The organism is Methanosarcina hadiensis (genome assembly GCF_046529725.1).
GTDB lineage: Archaea > Halobacteriota > Methanosarcinia > Methanosarcinales > Methanosarcinaceae > Methanosarcina > Methanosarcina hadiensis.
Map to the genome: position 1 here is coordinate 2,486,656 of NZ_CP136241.1, position 18,448 is coordinate 2,505,103.

Here is an 18,448-nt window from a genome sequence, read left to right on the forward strand (position 1 = left end):
GATACAGAGCCATAATCCGAAAGACAAATTTAAAAACTAGTCCAGAAAAACTAAACCTGAACTAATCTAAAAAATCTGATCCAAAAATCTGATCTAAAAAAGTAATCAAAAAATCTGCATCATAGAGCGGAAGGGGAGGGGCTTGAAGGGATATCACTTCAACTTAACTCTCCTTATCAATTTCATAGCTTATTTCCTGTTTTACCTTATACTATTTTTTATAGAAGTGCAGAATTTTCATAAAAGTGCAGAATGAAAGGATGAAAGAAAAATTGGATGCACAAATATCTGCCGAATTTAAAGTCTGATTTCTTGAAGTCTGATTTTTGACGGCCCTTTTTTTGTTTTTTTCAGGCAATATTACACAATATAGATATACGTTACACTAAATATAGGTAATAATTTTTTAATTTTTGAGGGAAGGTTATGCGTTTCAAAACTCTGGCTATTGCAGGGATTATTCTTCTGGGAATTGTGACTCTTTCTGTTTATTCCAGTTATGACAAAGAGAGTGCTCAGACTGAAGAGAAGATATTTCAAAAAATAGATGTTAACAGCAGCAGTTTCATTGAAGTCCAGGAAGATTGGGATGGGTTTGAAATAATAGTTGTCGACATCGATAAGCTCAGGAAAGCTGCAGATGACGGAAATGTGACTCTTGACGTAATGGGAGAAGAATTTGAGATCAGGATTCAGGAAAAGTCCAGACTTGAAGGAGAAAATGCTTACTTTTATACAGGACCTGTTGTAGGCGGTAAAGACAGAGACAGCAGGGCTGACTTATATGTGGGAGAAGAATCTTTAGGCGGGTCCGTTGAACCGGGCGAGCCGTGGAACGTTACTTACAATATTTCACCAACTGATAAAAGGTACAATGGAAAAATAGTTCATGTTGTGTTTATGCAGGATTGGGAAAAAAAAACGGAAAGGCTGAAACAGGCAGGCATTGATCCCCTGCAATTTTTCCTGGCAAACAATGATTCCAGAAAACATGTGATGTCCATCGAGATTTTCGATTTTAATAACAAATCCGTATTCAAAGAAAACTATACAATAAATCCTGGCGATGATATCTCTTCTCCCAGAATAGATGCTGAACCGGGAAAATACAGATATGAAATTATTCTGGACAACGAATTTACTTATGAAGCAAAAGTGCATGCAGGTTATGCAACTAATCTTGGCGGCTCAGAAAAACTGCATCTTACTATCCGTGATGATCCGGATAACCCTATACAGTTCTCAGGCGAAATTTTCTGAGTGAAATTTCCTTAGTTAAATTTTCAGAGGAAGTTTCTTTCCTCATCCCTTTTGCCGTTAAGAAAAGATTTGTATCTGACTTTAATATTTCCTCGTAATATTTCCTCATTTCAATCCGGGATAATTATTTACCCTTCCCTCACCTATTTTTTCCTATGATTTTTGACCCTATCACAGTCTGTAACATGGAACTTCAAAACCGCTTTGTAAGGTCTGCAACGCATGAATTTATGGCAGAAGATGACGGAACACCCACTTCCAGACTTGGAGACCTTTATGAAGAGCTTGCAAAAAATGAAGTCGGATTAATCGTAACAGGCTATTCCTGTGTCCATCCATGCGGGTGGAGCGATGCCAACCAGCAGGGGATTTACGATGACCGTTTTATCAAACCCTACAGGGAGATTACTGATAGGGTGCGCAGGTACAGGAGCAAAATAGTGCTCCAGATAGTGCACGGAGGAAGGCAGGCAGACGTTTCTCAGGATCATCCTGTCCCCATAGCTCCCTCAGCTGTCAAAGACGGACATTCTGCAACTATCCCGAGAGAAATGACAGAAGAAGAGATCCTGATGGCAATAGATGCATTCACACAGGCAGCTGTCCGGGCAGAAAAAGCAGGCTTTGACGGAGTCCAGCTCCACTGCGCCCACGGCTTCCTCTTAAGCAACTTCATTTCTCCTTACACGAACAGGAGGACTGACAGGTGGGGAGGGTCCGTGGGAAACAGAGCAAGAATAGTTACTGAAATCGTCAGGAGAATAAAAGAAGAGACAGGCGGCAGTTTCCCCATCCTTGTGAAAATGAATGCAACGGACGGTTTCCAGCCTGGAACGGCAAAGGCAGAACTTGGGCTTACCATATCCCAGGCTGTGGAAACTGCAAAGCTTCTGGAAAAGGCAGGCGTATGTGCAATCGAAGTCAGCGGAGGGATAAGCGAAGCAGGCGGAGTGACCATAAAAACTGCGATCAATTCTCCTGCTAAAGAGGCTTACTTTAAGGACTACTCCAAACAAATAAAGAGCGCAGTTAATATTCCTGTTATCCTCGTTGGCGGGATCAGGTCTCTTTCCGTGATGGAGGAACTTCTTGAAAACGGATATGCAGACCTTATATCCATGAGCAGGACATTCATCAGTGAACCTGATCTCGTTTTAAGACTTAAATCCGGAAAGGTTGGAAAAGCAAGGTGTGTATCCTGCAACCTCTGCTTTGACCCCGACGGGATCAGGTGCAATTTCGAATTTGATAAATCTTAATTCGAGCTGATCAATCTTGAAATTTCCTTTTCCTTTTCCTTTTCCTTTTACGGCTCTATTTTTTTCAATATTTCTACTTCCGTTAAGGCTCATTGCAGGGGAGCAGCCTTTAGCAAAACTTATTTGAGTAATCGTAAACTGCGGCCTGGTTCTTTATGCGATATCTTCTAAATATTTTTAATCTTGAGTTTACAATTACCTTCAAATTATCATCTGGAAAAGCGCATCTGAACGTATATTTTTTATAATAGATAGATACAAAAGAGATAAGCTTTACAGGCTGTTAAACAGGGATTCCGGTTTACATTATTCCGCCAGATCCCTGATAAAAAAATGTGTGAGGTAGAGAAATTATGTCAGAAGAGAACCGTGTCGGCAGTAAGATACGCCAGCTTAGAGAAGCCCAGGATATGACTGTTGAAGAACTGGCTGAAGCCAGTCAGAGCAGCGTGGAGTTAATCCAGCAGTTGGAAAACGGAGCCCTTGTTCCGTCCTTGACCCCTCTTTTAAAAATTGCCCGGGCTTTAGGCGTCCGTCTCGGTACTTTTCTGGACGACATGCCCCAGAGCGGGCCTGTACTGGTAAGGGCAGGACTATCTGAAAACGTGGTCCGTTTTTCCGGAAAGACCGAGAAACCAAAGAAGAGTGCTCTTGAGTTTTATTCCCTTGCCTCGGATAAGTCAGACCGCCATATGGAACCTTTCATTATAGATATCCACCCTTCCCCTGAAGAAAGCCATACACTCTCTTCCCATGAGGGAGAGGAATTTATCTATGTCCTTTCCGGGGAAATTGAAATCTTCTACGGGAAGGATGTTCACAGGCTGAGTGCAGGAGACAGCATCTATTACGATTCCATTGTCCCGCATGATGTCCATGTAGCAGGGACAGAAGATGCACGCATAATGGCTGTAGTCTATGCTCCTCTCTGAAAGCCTTAATCAGGCTGGCAGGAGAGTAAAATTTAACTGACAGACGACTGAAAGAGCAAGTTTAGATTTAAAACTGGATAATTAAGTACGATAATGAGAGTTAGGGAATCCGAAATGTTCAGTATAAACGTTAGTCCGCGCTTTGGAGATATTGATGGTCTCGGACATGTAAATAACACAGTCCTTCCGGTCTGGTTTGAAACGGGAAGAAACTCCATTTTCAGGCTTTTCTCCCCTGACCTTGACCTTAGCCCTGATGTGTGGCACCTGATCCTTGTCAGAACCGAATTTGATTTTTTGAGCCAGATGTATTTCAGGTCTGATGTGGAAATCAGGACCTATATTACAAAAATAGGGAACAGTTCCTTCACTGTCGGGCACGAAGCATGGCAGGAAGGAGAACTCAAGGTCAAAGGCCAGGCAGTACTGGTTTATTATGACTTCAAGCTCCAGAAGTCAATTCCCCTTCCGGACTCAATTCGAGAGATTTTGAAAACACATATGTTTCCTTCAATAGATGCCTCCACAGCTGATGCGGAAACTGATACGGATTCACCCTGCCCACTTTGAACATACTTCAGAATACCTGCTGACCTGGATGTAAAATCCAGATGTAAGCCAGGAGTTTCTGAAAATACAGTCCAGAAGGAGAGGCTGAAATTATGGATCTTATAGAAGATTCTCTGGGAAGATACTTTGAAAAACAGGTAGCTATAGACCCCGACCACGAGTTTATCATCTACCCTGACAGGAACCTGCGCTTTACTTACGGTCAATTCAACGAAAGGGTTAACAACCTTGCAAAAGGGCTGCTCGCGATAGGAATAAAGAAGGGAGACCACGTTGGAATCTGGGCAAAAAATGTCCCTGACTGGCTTACTTTTATGTTTGCCACAGCAAAAATAGGGGCAGTGCTGGTTACAGTAAACACCGCTTACAAGAGCCATGAAGTTGAGTATGTGCTCAAACAATCGGACATGAAGGCTCTGGCTCTAATCGACAGTTTCAGGGAAGTTGATTATCTTGAGATTATCAACGGACTGGTTCCGGAGCTGAAAAGCTCGGAAAGGGGGCGTCTGAAAAGCAAGAAATTCCCCCACCTTAAGAGCGTGATTTATGTAGGACAGGAAAAACACAGGGGAATGTATAATACTGCAGAGCTGATGCTCCTTGGCAGCCATTACCCTGATGACGAGCTCAAAGAGATAATGGCAAGCGTTAGCGGGGATGATGTGGTCAATATGCAGTATACCTCCGGAACTACAGGTTTTCCGAAAGGAGTTATGCTGACCAGCAAAAACATCCTGAATAACGGGCTGTCCATTGGAGACCGCCAGAGATTTACCCATGAAGACCGCCTCTGTCTTCCCGTGCCTCTTTTCCACTGCTTTGGAATCGTGCTCGGGGTTATGGCTATCCTGACCCACAGGGGAACCCTTGTGATGCTTGAGGTTTTTGACCCCCTCCTTGTGCTTGCTGCAGTCCAGAAAGAAAAGTGTACTGCACTTTATGGCGTGCCCACGATGTTCATTGCAGAGTACACTCACCCCATGTTTGATATGTTTGACCTCTCTTCTCTGAGGACAGGAATCATGGCCGGTTCTACCTGCCCTGTAGAAGCAATGAAAAAAGTCGTTAAAGATATGCACTGCCATCAAATAACGAGCGTCTACGGGCTTACGGAAGCTTCGCCAGGCATGACCCAGACCACTGTTGACGACCCTGTGGAACTCAGGGTAGAGACTGTGGGCAAGTGTTTCCCTGGCGTTGAAGTCAGAGTGGTTGACCCGGCTACCAATAAGCCAGTGCCCCCGAACACGGTTGGAGAGATCTGCTGCCGTGGGTATAATATCATGAAGGGCTATTACAACATGCCCGAAGAGACAAGAAAAGTGATCGACGAAGAAGGCTGGCTTCACAGCGGAGACCTCGGAACCTGCGATGAAAACGGGTATTACAGGATAACAGGAAGAATAAAGGACATGATCATCCGGGGCGGAGAAAACATATATCCGCGCGAAATTGAAGAATTCCTGATCGCCATGCCCGGAGTCAGAGATGCTCAGGTAGTTGGAATCCCTGACAAAAGGTATGGAGAAATTGTAGGAGCATTTGTTATTCTCGAAAAAGGTGCAGACCTTACGGAGCCGGATATCAGGGACTATGCAATAAGCAAGATCGCACGCTACAAAGTTCCCAAGCATATCTTCATCGTAAAAGAGTTCCCTCTGACCGCAAGCGGCAAGATTCAGAAATATAAGCTCAGGGAACAGGCAGTAGAATTGCTAAAGAATAACGAAATCGAAAACGAATAAAAAAATGATCAGAACAGCAACCATAGATTCAGGTTATCAGTTTCGGACTGATAGCCTTTTAATTTAGCTTTTTTATTTAGCTTTTTTATTTAGCTTTTTTATTTAGCTTTTTTATTTAGCTTTTTTATTTAGCTTTTTTATTTAGCTTTTTTAATTTGTACACTTCTACATATTTTTTGTTTTTGTTTATCCTGGCCTCTTTTAATCAAATGACTGAATTCTTATTTCCATTTTTGTCAAAGTTTTGTTTAACAATTATCCATACTCTGAAAAAAGTATCTTCAGATATCCATTTGTTAAGCAGTTTGCTGGCATGTAATTAGGAATAAATTAAGAATAAATTTTGAAATTTATTCAGGAGAAAATAAAAAACCGACATATAAAAGTTATTTTATATATTGTAGTTGAAATTTTTAAGCTGCTTAAAAAAAGAGAAACTATTAAATATTTAGTTATAAGCCCTCTTTTTCAAGGAATTATAAATTAATGGCTTGACTAAATCTAAATGGTTAAACAAAATTTATAGAGGATTGAATATTTAACGGAATTTATTATATATACAATTTCAGCATTAGAAGGATTGTAATTGTAAGAGAAGCAAATTAAGCATGTTTGTTCAGAGAATATTTGGGGAAATATTCTTCAATAGGGGTTTCATCCGATTGAGAGCCAAAGGGATTACGGGCTCTCAATCAATCACATAAATAAGGCGTAAATATGAATTGTTTTCTCTTACAATTGTGTAAAGAATATGTGGGAGTATTCTTTAGAGGGGGTTTCATTCGATTGAGAGCCCATGGGATCATTTTAGGGCTCTCAATCAATCACCAATTATAATAATTTAATCATCTTTTTTTGGATCAGTTTTTTGGATCAGTTTTTTGGATCAGTTTTTTGGATCAGTTTTTTAACAACAATAAATAACGTCTGAAAGGTATAGCCAGTTTGAAAAGTATAGCTAAAACCTGCTGTATGCAGAATTTTCAGATATAAGTTTCCCTGATATCGATTTCCCCCAAATACGATGTTAAATCTAATAAATTTTTTAAACAAATGTCATACGATTTTATGGTATAAATTTTCTTCGGTCTTACAAATGTATATTTTTAATAATCTTAGAGAGTAAGAAGTACTAAATAACTTTCCCAGCACCTTTTATCCAGAGATTTCTGCTCCTGAAATGAGATCGCCTCTGTGATACGATTTCATACCATACCGGACTCCAATCCCTCATATCAGGGTTTAGCTGGTGAAATTCATTCATTGAATCTGTCCTTTAAAGAATAAAATATCAAGTAAAATTTTTTGCTGGATTTTTTTAGTCTGATCGGAAAGACTTTAAAAGTTTTTTCACAAACTTTGATGAATTCATTGCTTTAAAAGAGGCAGGCAAGTATTAATAAAACGGGTAGTAAAATACAACTGAGGATTTGAGAATAAAAGTGGAGATAAAACTCAAAAATCACCTTTCTAGTAATAGAGTTTCATTTTTAAGATCAGATACGTTTTGATGCAGAATACCATCTGGAAGGGAAAGAATGGTACTCGAAATAACTGGTATGGTTCTGGGGGCATTCGTAACATTTTTTGAAGTTGTAAGTGCAGCTCTGATAGTATTTGGGGGATTAAGGGCTGCACTTGAAATCCTGCTTGTTGAGGCTTTCAAGAAGTCTTACAGTTACGAGCATATAAGAAAGAAATTCACGAACAAAATATTTTTCGGGCTCGAACTTTTGATAGTCGCAGATGTGCTGGAAACCTTGAGAAAACCTTCTTTAGAAGAACTCCTGCTTGTTGGAGCCATAGTGGTGGTCAGGTCTTACCTCGGTTACTTTCTCAGTAAGGAAGCCGAAGAGTATCAGTTTGACTGAAGTCAGGGATTTATAAGAAGAATGCTAAGAAAATACCGTCCTTAAGGAGTATAAGATGGTTTCTGATTTGTTAAGGAATGTCCTGCAGGTTTTTGAATGGATTTTCGAGGCAATCGGGACAATTATCATAATTTATGGAGGAGTGAGGGCAACAATTGAGCTCTTTCTTTATGAGATTTTAAAACGGTCTTATTCTTTGGAAAATATAAGGAAAAGGCTTACAAACAAAATACTCTTTGGGCTGGAGTTTTACATTGTTGTTGCAATTCTCGGGACTCTAAAGGATCCGTCTGTACAGGAGCTCCTTCTCCTGGGCATTGTTGTATTCATAAGAACAATTCTTGGTTACTTCCTCAGCAAAGAAGTTAAAGAATACCAGTTTGATTAAACAGGGAAATTCGGGTTTACATGATATGGTATCTGCATGCACGGTTATTGATAGAACTTCTGGAATTCATTGATTTAAATAAGATTACATTTTTTGAATTTTAGTAACTACTGCTGATTTTTAAGTCCCCGGTTTCTGCTTGTAAGGCTGTTATTGCAGGATATTATGAAAGCCAAAAACAGTATAATTTAAAAGCAAGTAGAGTGTTAAGGATACAAAATATTATTAAACTCTAATATTATACTAATCCGAAACTCAGATTCTCAACCTGAAAAACAGAAATCCGGGTTATACTAACCATCATTAAATCTAACCAATCATTAAATACCCGAGCATGAAACCGGGTATGATTTAATCCGACTTTCAAGTAAATCGAAATCATATACAGGAGCAATTTAATGTATCATCTAAAATGTATCGAATGCGGTGCAGAGTATTCAAAAGATGAAGTAATCTATACCTGCAGCAAATGTAACGGGCTGCTTGATGTTATTTATGACTATTCTTCAATTAAAATCGACATGGAGAAGCTTAAGACCGAATGCCCCTCGGTCTGGAAATACTCAAAACTCCTCCCTGTAGAAAGAGAACCCATAACTATCAGGGAAGGAGGGACCCCCCTTTACAGATGTGACCGCCTTGCCGAAAAAATAGGAATTAAGGAACTCTATGTAAAGCATGAAGGCATGAACCCGACCGGCTCCTTCAAAGACAGGGGAATGACCGTTGGAGTCACAAAAGCGCTCGAACTCGGAATGAGTACCGTTGCCTGTGCATCAACCGGGAACACCTCAGCAGCCCTTGCAATTTATGGTGCAAAAGCAGGAATCCCTGTTGTTGTACTGCTTCCGGCAGGAAAAGTTGCCCTTGGAAAGGTAGCCCAGGCCCTGATGCATGGGGCAAAAGTCCTCAGCATCCGCGGAAACTTTGATGATGCACTTGCTCTTGTACGCACCCTCTGCTCCCAGGAAAAGATCTACCTCTTGAATTCTATCAACCCTTACAGGCTGGAAGGCCAGAAAACCATCGGTTTTGAGATTGCAGACCAGCTCGGCTTCAAAGTGCCTGACAGAATTGTCCTGCCCGTAGGAAATGCAGGGAATATTACAGCTATTTACAAAGGTTTCCGGGAGTTTAAATTGCTTGGAATTACGGATTCTCTCCCGAAGATGACAGGAATCCAGGCAGCAGGTTCCTGCCCGATTGTAAAAGCTATTAAGAGCGGAGCTCCGGCAATCACCCCTGAAGACAGCCCTGAAACCGTTGCAACGGCAATCAGGATAGGAAACCCTGTAAACGCAATAAAAGCCTTAAACGCGATCAGGGAATCCGGAGGGACCGCAGAGTCGGTAACAGACGAAGAGATCCTTTCAGCCCAGAAAGACCTCGCAAGGCTTGAGGGCATAGGAGTCGAACCTGCAAGTGCAGCCTCGGTCGCAGGGCTTAAGAAACTTGTTGATATGGGCGTCATAGGCAGGGACGAAACCGTTGTATGTATTACCACAGGGCACCTCCTTAAAGACCCGCAGACCGTGATTGATGTCTGTGAGGAACCGACTGTTGTTGATGCAAATATAGAAGCTATCCGGGAAGCAATTTTCGGAAAGGCAAAGTAAAGCCGGATTAAAATTCTTTTATCATGATAATATCTGTGGGCGTGAACTTAATGGAGCAGGATTATAGGCCTCACGAGATCGAAAACAAATGGCAGAAAAAATGGAATGAAAGCCGGATTTTCCAGGCTGAACCCGATAAGCGGGAAAAATTCTTCATAACAATCCCCTACCCCTACCTCAACGGGAACCTGCATGCAGGGCATACCCGTACCTTTACAATAGGCGACGTGGTTGCAAGGCATAAACGGATGCTCGGGTACAATGTGCTTTACCCTATGGGCTTCCACGTGACAGGCACCCCGATTGTCGGGCTTGCCGAACTGATTGCAAGCCAGGACCCCCAGACCATGGATGTTTATGAGCGCCTGCACGGGATCCCCGGAGATATCCTGCCCACCCTTAACACTCCGGAAAAGATTGTGGATTATTTTAAGGTGGAAGCCGAGAAAACTATGCGCATGATAGGGTACTCCATTGACTGGAGGCGGAAGTTCACAACAACCGACCCGACATACAAAAAGTTCATAGAATGGCAGTACACTAGGCTTGAAGAAAAGGGTTTGATTGTGAAAGGCTCTCACCCCGTAAAGTGGTGCCCGAACGACAATAACCCTGTTGAAGACCACGACATCCTGCATGGAGAAGAAGCCACAATTGTTGAATACACCCTGATAAAGTTCAGGTACAGAGATCTCGTTCTCCCCTGTGCCACCCTCAGGCCTGAAACAACATACGGAGTAACAAACCTCTGGGTCAACCCTGAAGTCGATTATGTTAAAGCAAGGGTTGAAAAGGACGGGAATGTGGAGTTCTGGGTTGTCAGCAGGGATGCTTTCAGGAAACTCACCTTTACGGACAGGACAGTAGAGTATGTGGAAGATGTTCCTGCAAAGTCCATCATAGGGATAAAGCTCACAAATCCGGTAACCGGAGATGAAGTGATCTCTCTTCCTGCATCTTTTGTGAGGCCGGAAAACGGAAGTGGGATCGTGATGAGTGTTCCTGCACATGCGCCTTTTGACTACCTTGCCCTTCGCGATCTTTACGACGCTGACCTGAGCGAATACGGAATTACCGAAGATCTCAGAAAAATCGAGCTTATTTCCCTGATCCAGGTCCCGGAATTCGGGGAGTTCCCCGCAAAAGAAATAGTTGAAAGCATGGGGATTGTAAACCAGGAAGACCCTAAAGCCGAAGAAGCTACAAAAATCGTGTACCGGAGAGAGTTCCACGGCGGAGTCCTTAAGGAACTCACAGGAAAATACAAAGGATATCCGGTCTCAAAAATTAAGGACATACTTACCAGGGATTTCATTGCCTCAAACGCAGGCGAGACCTTCTACGAATTCAGCGAACCCGTAGTCTGCCGCTGCGGAACTCCGTGTGTCGTGAACATGGTAAAGGGCCAGTGGTTCCTGAACTACTCAAGCCCTGAATGGAAGGCAAAGGTCTATAAATGCCTCGACCAGATGCGTATTATTCCCACCGAATACAGGGTCGAGTTCGAAAACAAAGTCGACTGGCTCAAGGATAAGGCATGTGCCCGCAGGAAAGGGCTCGGGACCCGCCTGCCCTTTGATAAGGAATGGCTGATTGAGTCTCTAGGGGACTCTACAATCTACATGAGCTACTATATCATTGCCAGGTTTATCGAAAAAGGAGACCTCGCTCTGGAACAGCTTACCCTTTCATTCTTCGATTATGTCCTTCTCGGAAAAGGCGATTCTGCAGCAGTTTCTGCGGAAACCGGTCTCAAACAGGAACTTGTAGAAGAAATCCGCAGCCATTTGAATTACTGGTATCCTGTTGACCTTCGCTCTTCGGGAAAAGACCTTGTCCCGAACCACCTTCTCTTCTTCCTCTTCCACCACGTAGCCCTTTTTGAAGAAGAAAAGTGGCCAAAAGTCCTTGCGGTAAACGGTTTTGTTTCCCTTGAAGGGCAGAAGATGAGCAAGTCCAAAGGACCTATCCTGACCATGGAAAGTGCGGTCAGCAATTATGGTGCGGACATAACCAGAATGTATATCCTTTCAACAGCAGAACAGACACAGGATGCTGACTGGCAGAAAACAGGAATAGACTCTGCCCGCAGGCAGGTAGACAGGTTCTATGCCTTTGCAAAGGATGTAATTGAGAGCGGAAAGCGCGGAACCCTGAGTGCGGAGCTCAAGCAGATCGACCGCTGGATGCTCTCAAGGATGCAGAACTACATTAAGGAGACAAATACCGCCCTTGACTCCATCCAGACAAGAGAAGCTATCCAGAACTCTTTCTTCCTGCTCATAAACGATGTCAGGTGGTATCAGAGAAGAGGCGGGGAAGCCCTTCTTTACTATGTGCTGGACAACTGGGTCAGGCTTATGACTCCTTTCACTCCGCACCTCTGTGAAGAGATCTGGGAAGCAATGGAGCACGAAGATCCGATTTCCCTTGCACAGTATCCGCTCTACAACGAAGACCTTATAGACGACGGCGCAGAACTTGCAGAAGAGGCTGTAAAAAGTACCCTGAATGACATTGAAGAGATCATAAGGGTTACGAAGATGACCCCGCAAAAAGTCTATCTCTACACAGCTCCTGCATGGAAAGCCGAAGCCATAAAATGCGCCTGCGAACTTCAGGTAGAAACTCCTCTTGAAGTAGGTACGCTGATTAAAACCCTTATGGCAAAACCTGAGCTCAAGCGCTTTGGCAAGGAAATTCCGAAGTTCGTTCAGAAGATAGTGCCAGAATTCAAGAGCGGAGGTGCGGAACGCTACGAGACCTTTGCTTACCTCGGGCTTGATGAACAGGACCTCCTGAAAGAATCAGCCTCCTTCCTGGAAAAAGAAATCGGCTGCCCGGTCGAAATCCAGAGTGCGGATTCTCCGGAGTATGACCCGCAGAAGAAGTCCAGGTTTGCAGAACCCCTGAGGCCTGCAATTTATATTGAGGAAAAGAAAGAAGAGTAAAAGAAGCCGTTAAGGCTTCTGACCTTTTTATTATTTTTGCATTTCCTGTGATCTGTTATTTCTCAGCCGAAGGCCTGGATTTTTACATGCCCATCTCCTCAAAATTCAGGATAAGCAAAGAAACGGAAGAAAAAAAAAGCTTTAATTGAATCAATAAAGTTCGGTTCTCCTGTCCTCAAAAACAGGAATAGCCTTTCGGATCTCATCTTTTCCGGACGTGTCAAGGTCGTGAACTATTACACATTCTTTGCTACCTGCATCGGCTTTTACTTCGCCCCAGGCATCAATAATCATCGAGTGCCCGAAATAACTGCAGTCCGGAGCTGAACCTGTGCGGTTGCAGGCAATATGAGGAATCTGGTTTTCTATCGCCCTTGCTTTTGCAAGGATTTTCCAGTGTTCAGACCTGGGATTTGGGAATGCTGCTGTGGTTACAAGAAGGTCAGAGCCGGAGAGAGCAAGTTTCCTTGCAACCTCGGGAAAACGGATCTCATAGCAAATTTCAAAACCAATTTTGATGTTCCGCTTTTTCAGGGTAATGGGCTCTATTGAACTACCCTTTGAGAAATAGCTATTCTCCTTTTTGAAAGGATGAGTCTTACAGTAAGTGCCTGCAAGAACTCCGGATTCAAAACAGAAGCCGAGGTTATAGTACAGGGCAAAATTTTTATCTTCCTGTGATCTGGTTTCATTTCCGGAGAAATCGTTTACTCCGTTTCCAGGATATTTTTCTTCGGAATATTTTTCTCCAGAGTGTTTTTCTCCAGAGTGTTTTTCTTTACTTTCTCCTCTGCCGTATTTCTGAATTATTGAACCAAGAAGAATACAGTCGTTAGCTTCGGAGAAACATGCAAGGTTTTCAAGAACAGGAGAAGTAAGGCTTTCTGCTGCCTGGTTGAGCCTTTCATAGCAAAAACCTGTGGTAAAGACCTCAGGAAAAACAATTAATTCGGCTCCTTTCTCAACAGCTTCGAGAGCCATGTAAAGGGCTTTTTCAAGGTTTTCCTGCTTCTTGCAGTGAAGCACATCCATCTGGATACAGGCAACTTTCATATTCAACCCAGCCTGCGGCTTAATTATTGGTAGATTTTTGTTCAAATTGGATAAAGGTGTCAGGTTTGGATTCCATAGGTTTCAGGGCAGCAGGGTAGTCTGCTTGCTTTTTGCTACAAGCCCTTCGAGGTCCATCCTGTGTTTTATTATGCCTGCAAGCACTTCGTTTGCAAGCCTTGTTACTTCTTCCCTGTTTTCTCGGATTTCATATGCAGGATCATCAGGAGGGATCTCAATCTTCGTGATATCTGCTCTGGCTTTTTTCAGGTGCGGGTCAGGGGCTTCGCAGACAATCCCGGGCTTTTCCATATACTGGTCAAGGTGCTTCTGAGTGATCCCTACCAGTTTCAATTCCCTGCGGAAACAGGGCCTTTCGAAGAGCCTGGAGATTACGTATACGCCAACAGGAATCCGGAAGTCCAGATCGATTTTAAGGAGGTGGTTCCTGAAAATAAGATAGATATCTTCCGGGCTGGAGGAATCCGCTGACCTGAATTCCCTGTTTTTTTCAGGCAAAGCCTCTTTGCTTTTCTCAGGCAGGGCATAGATTTTCGAAGGAGGGACTTCGACTTCGTCCAGAAGCCCGAGATCTCTTAGCGCCCTGAGGTAGCCGGTCAGAACCAGCCTGTGCTCTTCTATCCCCTCGGCTTTCAGTTCACGTGTAAGACCGCTAATTGAGAGCCGCCTGCCGTCAAGCAGTTCCATAACTTTAAGGTTGAGTTTCTCTGCCATTTTCTCTGCCTTTTTTATCGAGGTGAGGGTTAATTAAGGTAGTTGTTTTCAGGCTCCGTGCCAGAAAAAACACAATCTCCTGCTACAATAACTTCTGTAATCAGGTCCGCGTTTCCGAGAGCCTGCGGAAAACTGAATTCTTTCCCGATTAAAGGCTGCGGACAGGAAAATTGCAGGGAGTAACACACGATGTAATTATCCGGCATAATATAAAGCTTATGAGAGATTTTGCAGAAAAACCATAAAGTAAAGTAATCTCAGAAGAACGTGGGAGCGAAAAAAAGCAGGGAAACAATGAAAAAAAATAAAATTGAAAAGTTATGGTCTATGTTTAATCAAAGAGATTTAATTAGAAAAATGAAAAAATAAAAAGGATTCTGGATTGAAAAATTCAATATAAAGGTTTTCCGGAGAGGATTTAAAAGTAAAACTGCAGGAATGTACTCATGAAGTTAACGAACCACTGAAGAAACGAAAATTTAACTTTTTGGCGGAATTGAAGGGCAATGCTTAAAAGTAATAATTGCTATCTGGTTTAGGCTTAAACTGAGGATATTTTAAGGATGCAAAGATGATTACAAAGTTAATTCCTAGAAAAGTATTCTTCACAAGTGGAACTGGCACACACCCTGAAAAACTTGAATCGTTTGAGGTTTCCCTCCGGGATGCAGGTATTGAAAAATTTAATTTGGTAACCGTAAGTTCTATCCTGCCCCCGAAATGTGAAATTGTGACAAAAAAAGAAGGTTTAAAAGAGCTCAGTCCTGGAGAGATAGTTTTCTGCGTAATGTCCAGGATCTCTTCCAATGAACCCGGAAAAATATTAACCGCTTCAGTAGGATGTGCCCTCCCGACGGATATAAACAGGCATGGTTATATCTCAGAGTACCACGCTTATAAGGAAAGCGCACAGGACGCAGGAACACATGCCGTAAAACTTGCAGAAAGCATGTACAGCACCTGGGCAAAGGAGCCGCCTCTTAAAACTTTCAGCATCCCGAGATCGTCTACCGCAGGAGAAGGCGGAGACTGGATGACAGTGATATCCGCAGCAGTTTTTGTAATCTAAATAAAGAAACCTTTCAGGGGAACTCCGGTAAATACCGCAGTTTCGCATACATTATAACAGTAGAACAGTATCTATTAAAGATATTATTTATTATAATGTTATTTGTTTACAATATATCCGTTCATGGATAACTCCCGGCATCATTACAAGAACCATTATACCATTTCAGACCATTATTGCCCGGCATCTGATTATAATAGAAAGTGCCAGCAGTTATTAAACCATCTATTATGCTCATTTACTTAATTTATGACTTTTGAATACAGAAGACCAGGCCCCCTGGGAGAAGCCGCTGTCTGTAAGAAGTCATCAGCAAGAGGGTCTGCATATATTGATATTTAATAAAAAATATATAATCCCTTAACGTTATTTGCGTCTCTTACCGTCTATTGCGGCATCTGCAATGCAGGACAATAAGGGTTACAGGCAAATCCTATTGCAATTGTTATACTTATGTGGAGAATGGTATGCATCACAATGTATTTACTAACAACCCAACAGTACCAATTGATGTAAAAGACAGGTCTGTAAGTGAATTAATGGACGGAATGCTCAGGATCGGCTTCCAGGGCAGGAAACTGGCTGAGTCTGTCCAGGCCTGGAATAACATGCTCAGAGAAAAGGACACAACTGTGCTTATGGGACTATCAGGGGCTATGGTTCCTGCCGGTATGCGCAGGGTAATTTCCTACCTGATCCGCGAAAGGATGATCGACTGCCTTGTAAGCACAGGGGCAAACCTGTTCCACGATTCTCATGAAGCCCTTGGCAGGAAGCATTATGTGGGCTCACATCTTGCAAATGATGAAAAACTTTTTGAACATGGTGTGGACAGGATTTATGATATCTTTGCAGTTGAAAAGGAGTTCAGAACCGCAGACAACCTGATTGCAGATTTTGCAGAGGAAATAGGAGAAATCAGCTGTTCCTCAAGGGAGTTTATGTATCTTCTCGGAAAAGAGCTTGTAAAAAGAGGAGCTGCTGAGGATTCAATAGTGGTAAGTGCATACAGGCACAATGTCCCTATATTTGTGCCAGCATTGTCTGACAGTTCCATAGGAATAGGATTAACGATTGCAAGAAGAAGAGGGCTCAAACTCAATATAGACCAGATAAAAGATGTTGATGAGATCACACAGATTGTAGAAAAGTCAGGACATACCGGTGTGGTCTATATAGGAGGCGGAGTTCCTAAAAACTTTATCCAGCAAACGGAAGTGGTAGCTTCGATTCTTGGAATGGACGTTCCGGGACACGAATATGCTATCCAGTATACATCAGATGCTCCTCACTGGGGCGGGCTATCAGGCTGCACATTTGACGAAGCGGTCTCCTGGGGCAAGATTGCACCCCAGGCAAAGAAAGTGCAGGTTTTTGTGGATGCTACCATTGCCCTGCCGATTGTTGCTCATGCCCTGCATGAAAAGGTAAGCGGACTTAAACGTAATGCCCCTATCTTTTCCTGGGACGGGCCCAAAGGGCTTGAAATTGCTTATGAAGAATAACTACATCACAAATCTTTATCATATTTGAAACTGATAACATAAGGCGAGAAGGAGAGACATAAATGGGTAAACGAACTCGAATAATTAACGATCCTTCCTATTTAGTACCATTACTCAGGACTTTTGGATCCAGAACCCATAAAAAAATATTCGACGTACTTTCTAATAAATGGATGACCAGAGCGGAAATCGATGAGTTTATAGGTTCAGACTCATCAAAAAGCCTTCATATTCTGAAAAAAGCCGGGCTCCTTGAAAGCCAGTGGAGAGTCCCTGAAGCTGGACAAAAACCTTCTAAAGAATACCACAGTTCTTACTCAAAGGTCCAGGTTAACTTCCAGTGTTCCTTTGAAGACCTCAGTGACATTATCATGCTGACCTTCAAGCCTTACGAAGAAGTTAAGGACGCTATGGAAGAACTGGAAAGGCTGGTAGAAGAGGGCAATACCTCAATGAGCAACCTCACAAGGACTCTTAATAAGAATCCATTCTATATCTGTGCTGTTGCCCGCAGGTCCGAACGGCTTTCAGTAATGGGGCAGAGGTTAAAACTAATTGAAGATGTAGAGGAGAATTACGATTGATGATTAAAATCCTCCAGACCAAGAGCGGAGTGACCAAATTTCAGGTCCTTATCGAGATTGCAGCCCACCAGCCCAATGTAAGGCAGAAAGAAATTGCCGCAAAAATCGGAATAACCCCCCAGGCTGTTTCCGAATACATAAAGGAGCTTGTGAACGACGGGCTAATTGTCACTGAGGGCCGTGTCCGGTACAGGATAACTAAAGAAGGCGTGGAATGGGTCCTTGAGAATGCCACCGAAATGAAGCAATATGCCCGCTTTGTCATGGAGGATATAATCAGCCATGTCTCAACCTGGACAGCCATTACAAAAGAAGACGTCAAAGAAGGCCAGCTGGTTTACCTGAGAATGGATCACGGACTTCTCTATGTAAGCAGCACTGAGAAAACAGGTGCATCAGGTACCGTTATATCCGATGCCGCCCAGGGAGAAGATGTGGGAGTAACAAGCCTCAAGGGCCTTATAGACCTGGAGAACGCAACTATTACAATCTGCAAGGTTCCCAGGGTTGAGCGCGGAGGATCAAGAAGAGCTGATCTTGAGCGCCTGAAGATGCTGGCGAACTCAAAACCATATATAGCAGCAATCGGTGCTGAGTCTCTAATTGCCCTCCGCAAGATAGGCATAAGCCCGAATGTCATGTTCGGGGCAAACGAGTCCGTTATCGAGGCTGCATACCACGGGCTTTCGTCCCTTGTTGTCTCAGTGGACGAACAGGTCTCTGCTCTCCTGAACAGGCTGGAAACTGAGAACCTGGAGTACGAACTTGTAGACCTGACAGTTGAATAAATCATTTTTAATTTTTATATATTTATTCTCGGGCTCCAGGATTCCAAAAATATGCCTGGAACTCGAACCTTCCGTTTTTATACCCTGTCATTAGCATAGACTTTCAATTCAGGTGCGGCTCTCAG

General features: G+C 42.9%; 16 protein-coding genes. 13 read left to right on the forward strand and 3 right to left on the reverse strand.

The features are described from left to right. Positions 1–426 precede the first annotated feature (426 nt). From RSJ42_RS10475 to leuS, 9 genes are all read left to right on the forward strand, one after another. Positions 427–1,260, forward strand: a complete 834-nt coding sequence (locus RSJ42_RS10475; protein WP_410507237.1) for a hypothetical protein — start codon at positions 427–429, stop codon at positions 1,258–1,260. Positions 1,261–1,415: 155 nt separating this feature from the next. Next, on the forward strand, positions 1,416–2,519 hold the full coding sequence (locus RSJ42_RS10480; RefSeq protein WP_410507238.1) for an NADH:flavin oxidoreductase: 1,104 nt from the start codon (positions 1,416–1,418) through the stop codon (positions 2,517–2,519). A 353-nt stretch (positions 2,520–2,872) separates the two neighbouring features. Beyond that, complete coding sequence (locus RSJ42_RS10485) at positions 2,873–3,451, forward strand: helix-turn-helix domain-containing protein (protein WP_410507239.1); 579 nt, start codon at positions 2,873–2,875, stop codon at positions 3,449–3,451. 114 nt (positions 3,452–3,565) lie between these two features. After that, positions 3,566–4,021 carry an acyl-CoA thioesterase gene (locus RSJ42_RS10490; RefSeq protein ID WP_410507240.1) on the forward strand — a complete coding sequence of 152 codons (456 nt, stop codon included), beginning with the start codon at positions 3,566–3,568 and terminating at the stop codon, positions 4,019–4,021. Between the two features lie 92 nt (positions 4,022–4,113). Then, positions 4,114–5,766, forward strand: coding sequence for an AMP-binding protein (locus tag RSJ42_RS10495; protein WP_410507241.1), 1,653 nt, complete (start codon positions 4,114–4,116; stop codon positions 5,764–5,766). Positions 5,767–7,304: 1,538 nt separating this feature from the next. Further along, the gene (locus tag RSJ42_RS10500; RefSeq protein ID WP_410507242.1) at positions 7,305–7,637 is read left to right on the forward strand and encodes a DUF1622 domain-containing protein; all 333 of its coding nucleotides are present in this window, start codon (positions 7,305–7,307) and stop codon (positions 7,635–7,637) included. A gap of 55 nt (positions 7,638–7,692) precedes the next feature. Continuing rightward, positions 7,693–8,025, forward strand: coding sequence for a DUF1622 domain-containing protein (locus RSJ42_RS10505; RefSeq protein WP_410507243.1), 333 nt, complete (start codon positions 7,693–7,695; stop codon positions 8,023–8,025). Positions 8,026–8,423: 398 nt separating this feature from the next. Continuing rightward, positions 8,424–9,641, forward strand: coding sequence for a threonine synthase (gene thrC, locus RSJ42_RS10510; protein WP_410507244.1), 1,218 nt, complete (start codon positions 8,424–8,426; stop codon positions 9,639–9,641). A 50-nt stretch (positions 9,642–9,691) separates the two neighbouring features. Continuing rightward, positions 9,692–12,592, forward strand: a complete 2,901-nt coding sequence (gene leuS, locus RSJ42_RS10515; protein WP_410507245.1) for a leucine--tRNA ligase — start codon at positions 9,692–9,694, stop codon at positions 12,590–12,592. A gap of 150 nt (positions 12,593–12,742) precedes the next feature. Here the strand turns inward: leuS and RSJ42_RS10520 are convergent, their stop codons facing one another. The 3 genes from RSJ42_RS10520 to RSJ42_RS10530 all read right to left on the reverse strand — a co-directional run bounded on the left by RSJ42_RS10520 (position 12,743) and on the right by RSJ42_RS10530 (position 14,583). Next, complete coding sequence (locus tag RSJ42_RS10520) at positions 12,743–13,645, reverse strand: nitrilase-related carbon-nitrogen hydrolase (RefSeq protein WP_410507246.1); 903 nt, start codon at positions 13,643–13,645, stop codon at positions 12,743–12,745. An 81-nt stretch (positions 13,646–13,726) separates the two neighbouring features. Further along, positions 13,727–14,377, reverse strand: coding sequence for a hypothetical protein (locus RSJ42_RS10525; RefSeq protein ID WP_410507247.1), 651 nt, complete (start codon positions 14,375–14,377; stop codon positions 13,727–13,729). A gap of 29 nt (positions 14,378–14,406) precedes the next feature. Then, entirely contained in the window at positions 14,407–14,583 is a 177-nt protein-coding gene (locus RSJ42_RS10530; RefSeq protein WP_410507248.1) for a hypothetical protein, read from the reverse strand. 365 nt (positions 14,584–14,948) lie between these two features. Here RSJ42_RS10530 and RSJ42_RS10535 point away from each other — a divergent pair, with 365 nt between their 5' ends. The 4 genes from RSJ42_RS10535 to RSJ42_RS10550 all read left to right on the forward strand — a co-directional run bounded on the left by RSJ42_RS10535 (position 14,949) and on the right by RSJ42_RS10550 (position 18,323). Beyond that, positions 14,949–15,446: a pyruvoyl-dependent arginine decarboxylase gene (locus RSJ42_RS10535; RefSeq protein WP_410507249.1), complete on the forward strand. Its 498-nt coding sequence runs from the start codon at positions 14,949–14,951 to the stop codon at positions 15,444–15,446. 467 nt (positions 15,447–15,913) lie between these two features. Beyond that, the gene (locus RSJ42_RS10540) at positions 15,914–16,951 is read left to right on the forward strand and encodes a deoxyhypusine synthase (RefSeq protein ID WP_410507250.1); all 1,038 of its coding nucleotides are present in this window, start codon (positions 15,914–15,916) and stop codon (positions 16,949–16,951) included. Between the two features lie 62 nt (positions 16,952–17,013). After that, positions 17,014–17,535, forward strand: coding sequence for an ArsR family transcriptional regulator (locus tag RSJ42_RS10545; protein WP_410507251.1), 522 nt, complete (start codon positions 17,014–17,016; stop codon positions 17,533–17,535). Then, entirely contained in the window at positions 17,535–18,323 is a 789-nt protein-coding gene (locus RSJ42_RS10550) for a MarR family transcriptional regulator (protein WP_410507252.1), read from the forward strand. Before RSJ42_RS10545 ends, RSJ42_RS10550 begins: the two co-directional genes overlap by 1 nt. Positions 18,324–18,448: the final 125 nt, after the last annotated feature.

What these genes read in the sequence shown, in the direction of transcription:
- RSJ42_RS10535 (WP_410507249.1), top strand. Translation starts at nt 14,949, where the DNA reads ATGATTACAAAGTTAATTCCTAGAAAAGTATTCTTCACAAGTGGAACT.
- RSJ42_RS10525 (WP_410507247.1), bottom strand. Translation starts at nt 14,377, where the DNA reads ATGGCAGAGAAACTCAACCTTAAAGTTATGGAACTGCTTGACGGCAGG.
- RSJ42_RS10495 (WP_410507241.1), top strand. Translation starts at nt 4,114, where the DNA reads ATGGATCTTATAGAAGATTCTCTGGGAAGATACTTTGAAAAACAGGTA.
- RSJ42_RS10485 (WP_410507239.1), top strand. Translation starts at nt 2,873, where the DNA reads ATGTCAGAAGAGAACCGTGTCGGCAGTAAGATACGCCAGCTTAGAGAA.
- RSJ42_RS10475 (WP_410507237.1), top strand. Translation starts at nt 427, where the DNA reads ATGCGTTTCAAAACTCTGGCTATTGCAGGGATTATTCTTCTGGGAATT.
- RSJ42_RS10545 (WP_410507251.1), top strand. Translation starts at nt 17,014, where the DNA reads ATGGGTAAACGAACTCGAATAATTAACGATCCTTCCTATTTAGTACCA.
- RSJ42_RS10520 (WP_410507246.1), bottom strand. Translation starts at nt 13,645, where the DNA reads ATGAAAGTTGCCTGTATCCAGATGGATGTGCTTCACTGCAAGAAGCAG.
- RSJ42_RS10540 (WP_410507250.1), top strand. Translation starts at nt 15,914, where the DNA reads ATGCATCACAATGTATTTACTAACAACCCAACAGTACCAATTGATGTA.
- RSJ42_RS10490 (WP_410507240.1), top strand. Translation starts at nt 3,566, where the DNA reads ATGTTCAGTATAAACGTTAGTCCGCGCTTTGGAGATATTGATGGTCTC.
- thrC (WP_410507244.1), top strand. Translation starts at nt 8,424, where the DNA reads ATGTATCATCTAAAATGTATCGAATGCGGTGCAGAGTATTCAAAAGAT.
- leuS (WP_410507245.1), top strand. Translation starts at nt 9,692, where the DNA reads ATGGAGCAGGATTATAGGCCTCACGAGATCGAAAACAAATGGCAGAAA.
- RSJ42_RS10550 (WP_410507252.1), top strand. Translation starts at nt 17,535, where the DNA reads ATGATTAAAATCCTCCAGACCAAGAGCGGAGTGACCAAATTTCAGGTC.
- RSJ42_RS10505 (WP_410507243.1), top strand. Translation starts at nt 7,693, where the DNA reads ATGGTTTCTGATTTGTTAAGGAATGTCCTGCAGGTTTTTGAATGGATT.
- RSJ42_RS10500 (WP_410507242.1), top strand. Translation starts at nt 7,305, where the DNA reads ATGGTACTCGAAATAACTGGTATGGTTCTGGGGGCATTCGTAACATTT.
- RSJ42_RS10530 (WP_410507248.1), bottom strand. Translation starts at nt 14,583, where the DNA reads ATGCCGGATAATTACATCGTGTGTTACTCCCTGCAATTTTCCTGTCCG.
- RSJ42_RS10480 (WP_410507238.1), top strand. Translation starts at nt 1,416, where the DNA reads ATGATTTTTGACCCTATCACAGTCTGTAACATGGAACTTCAAAACCGC.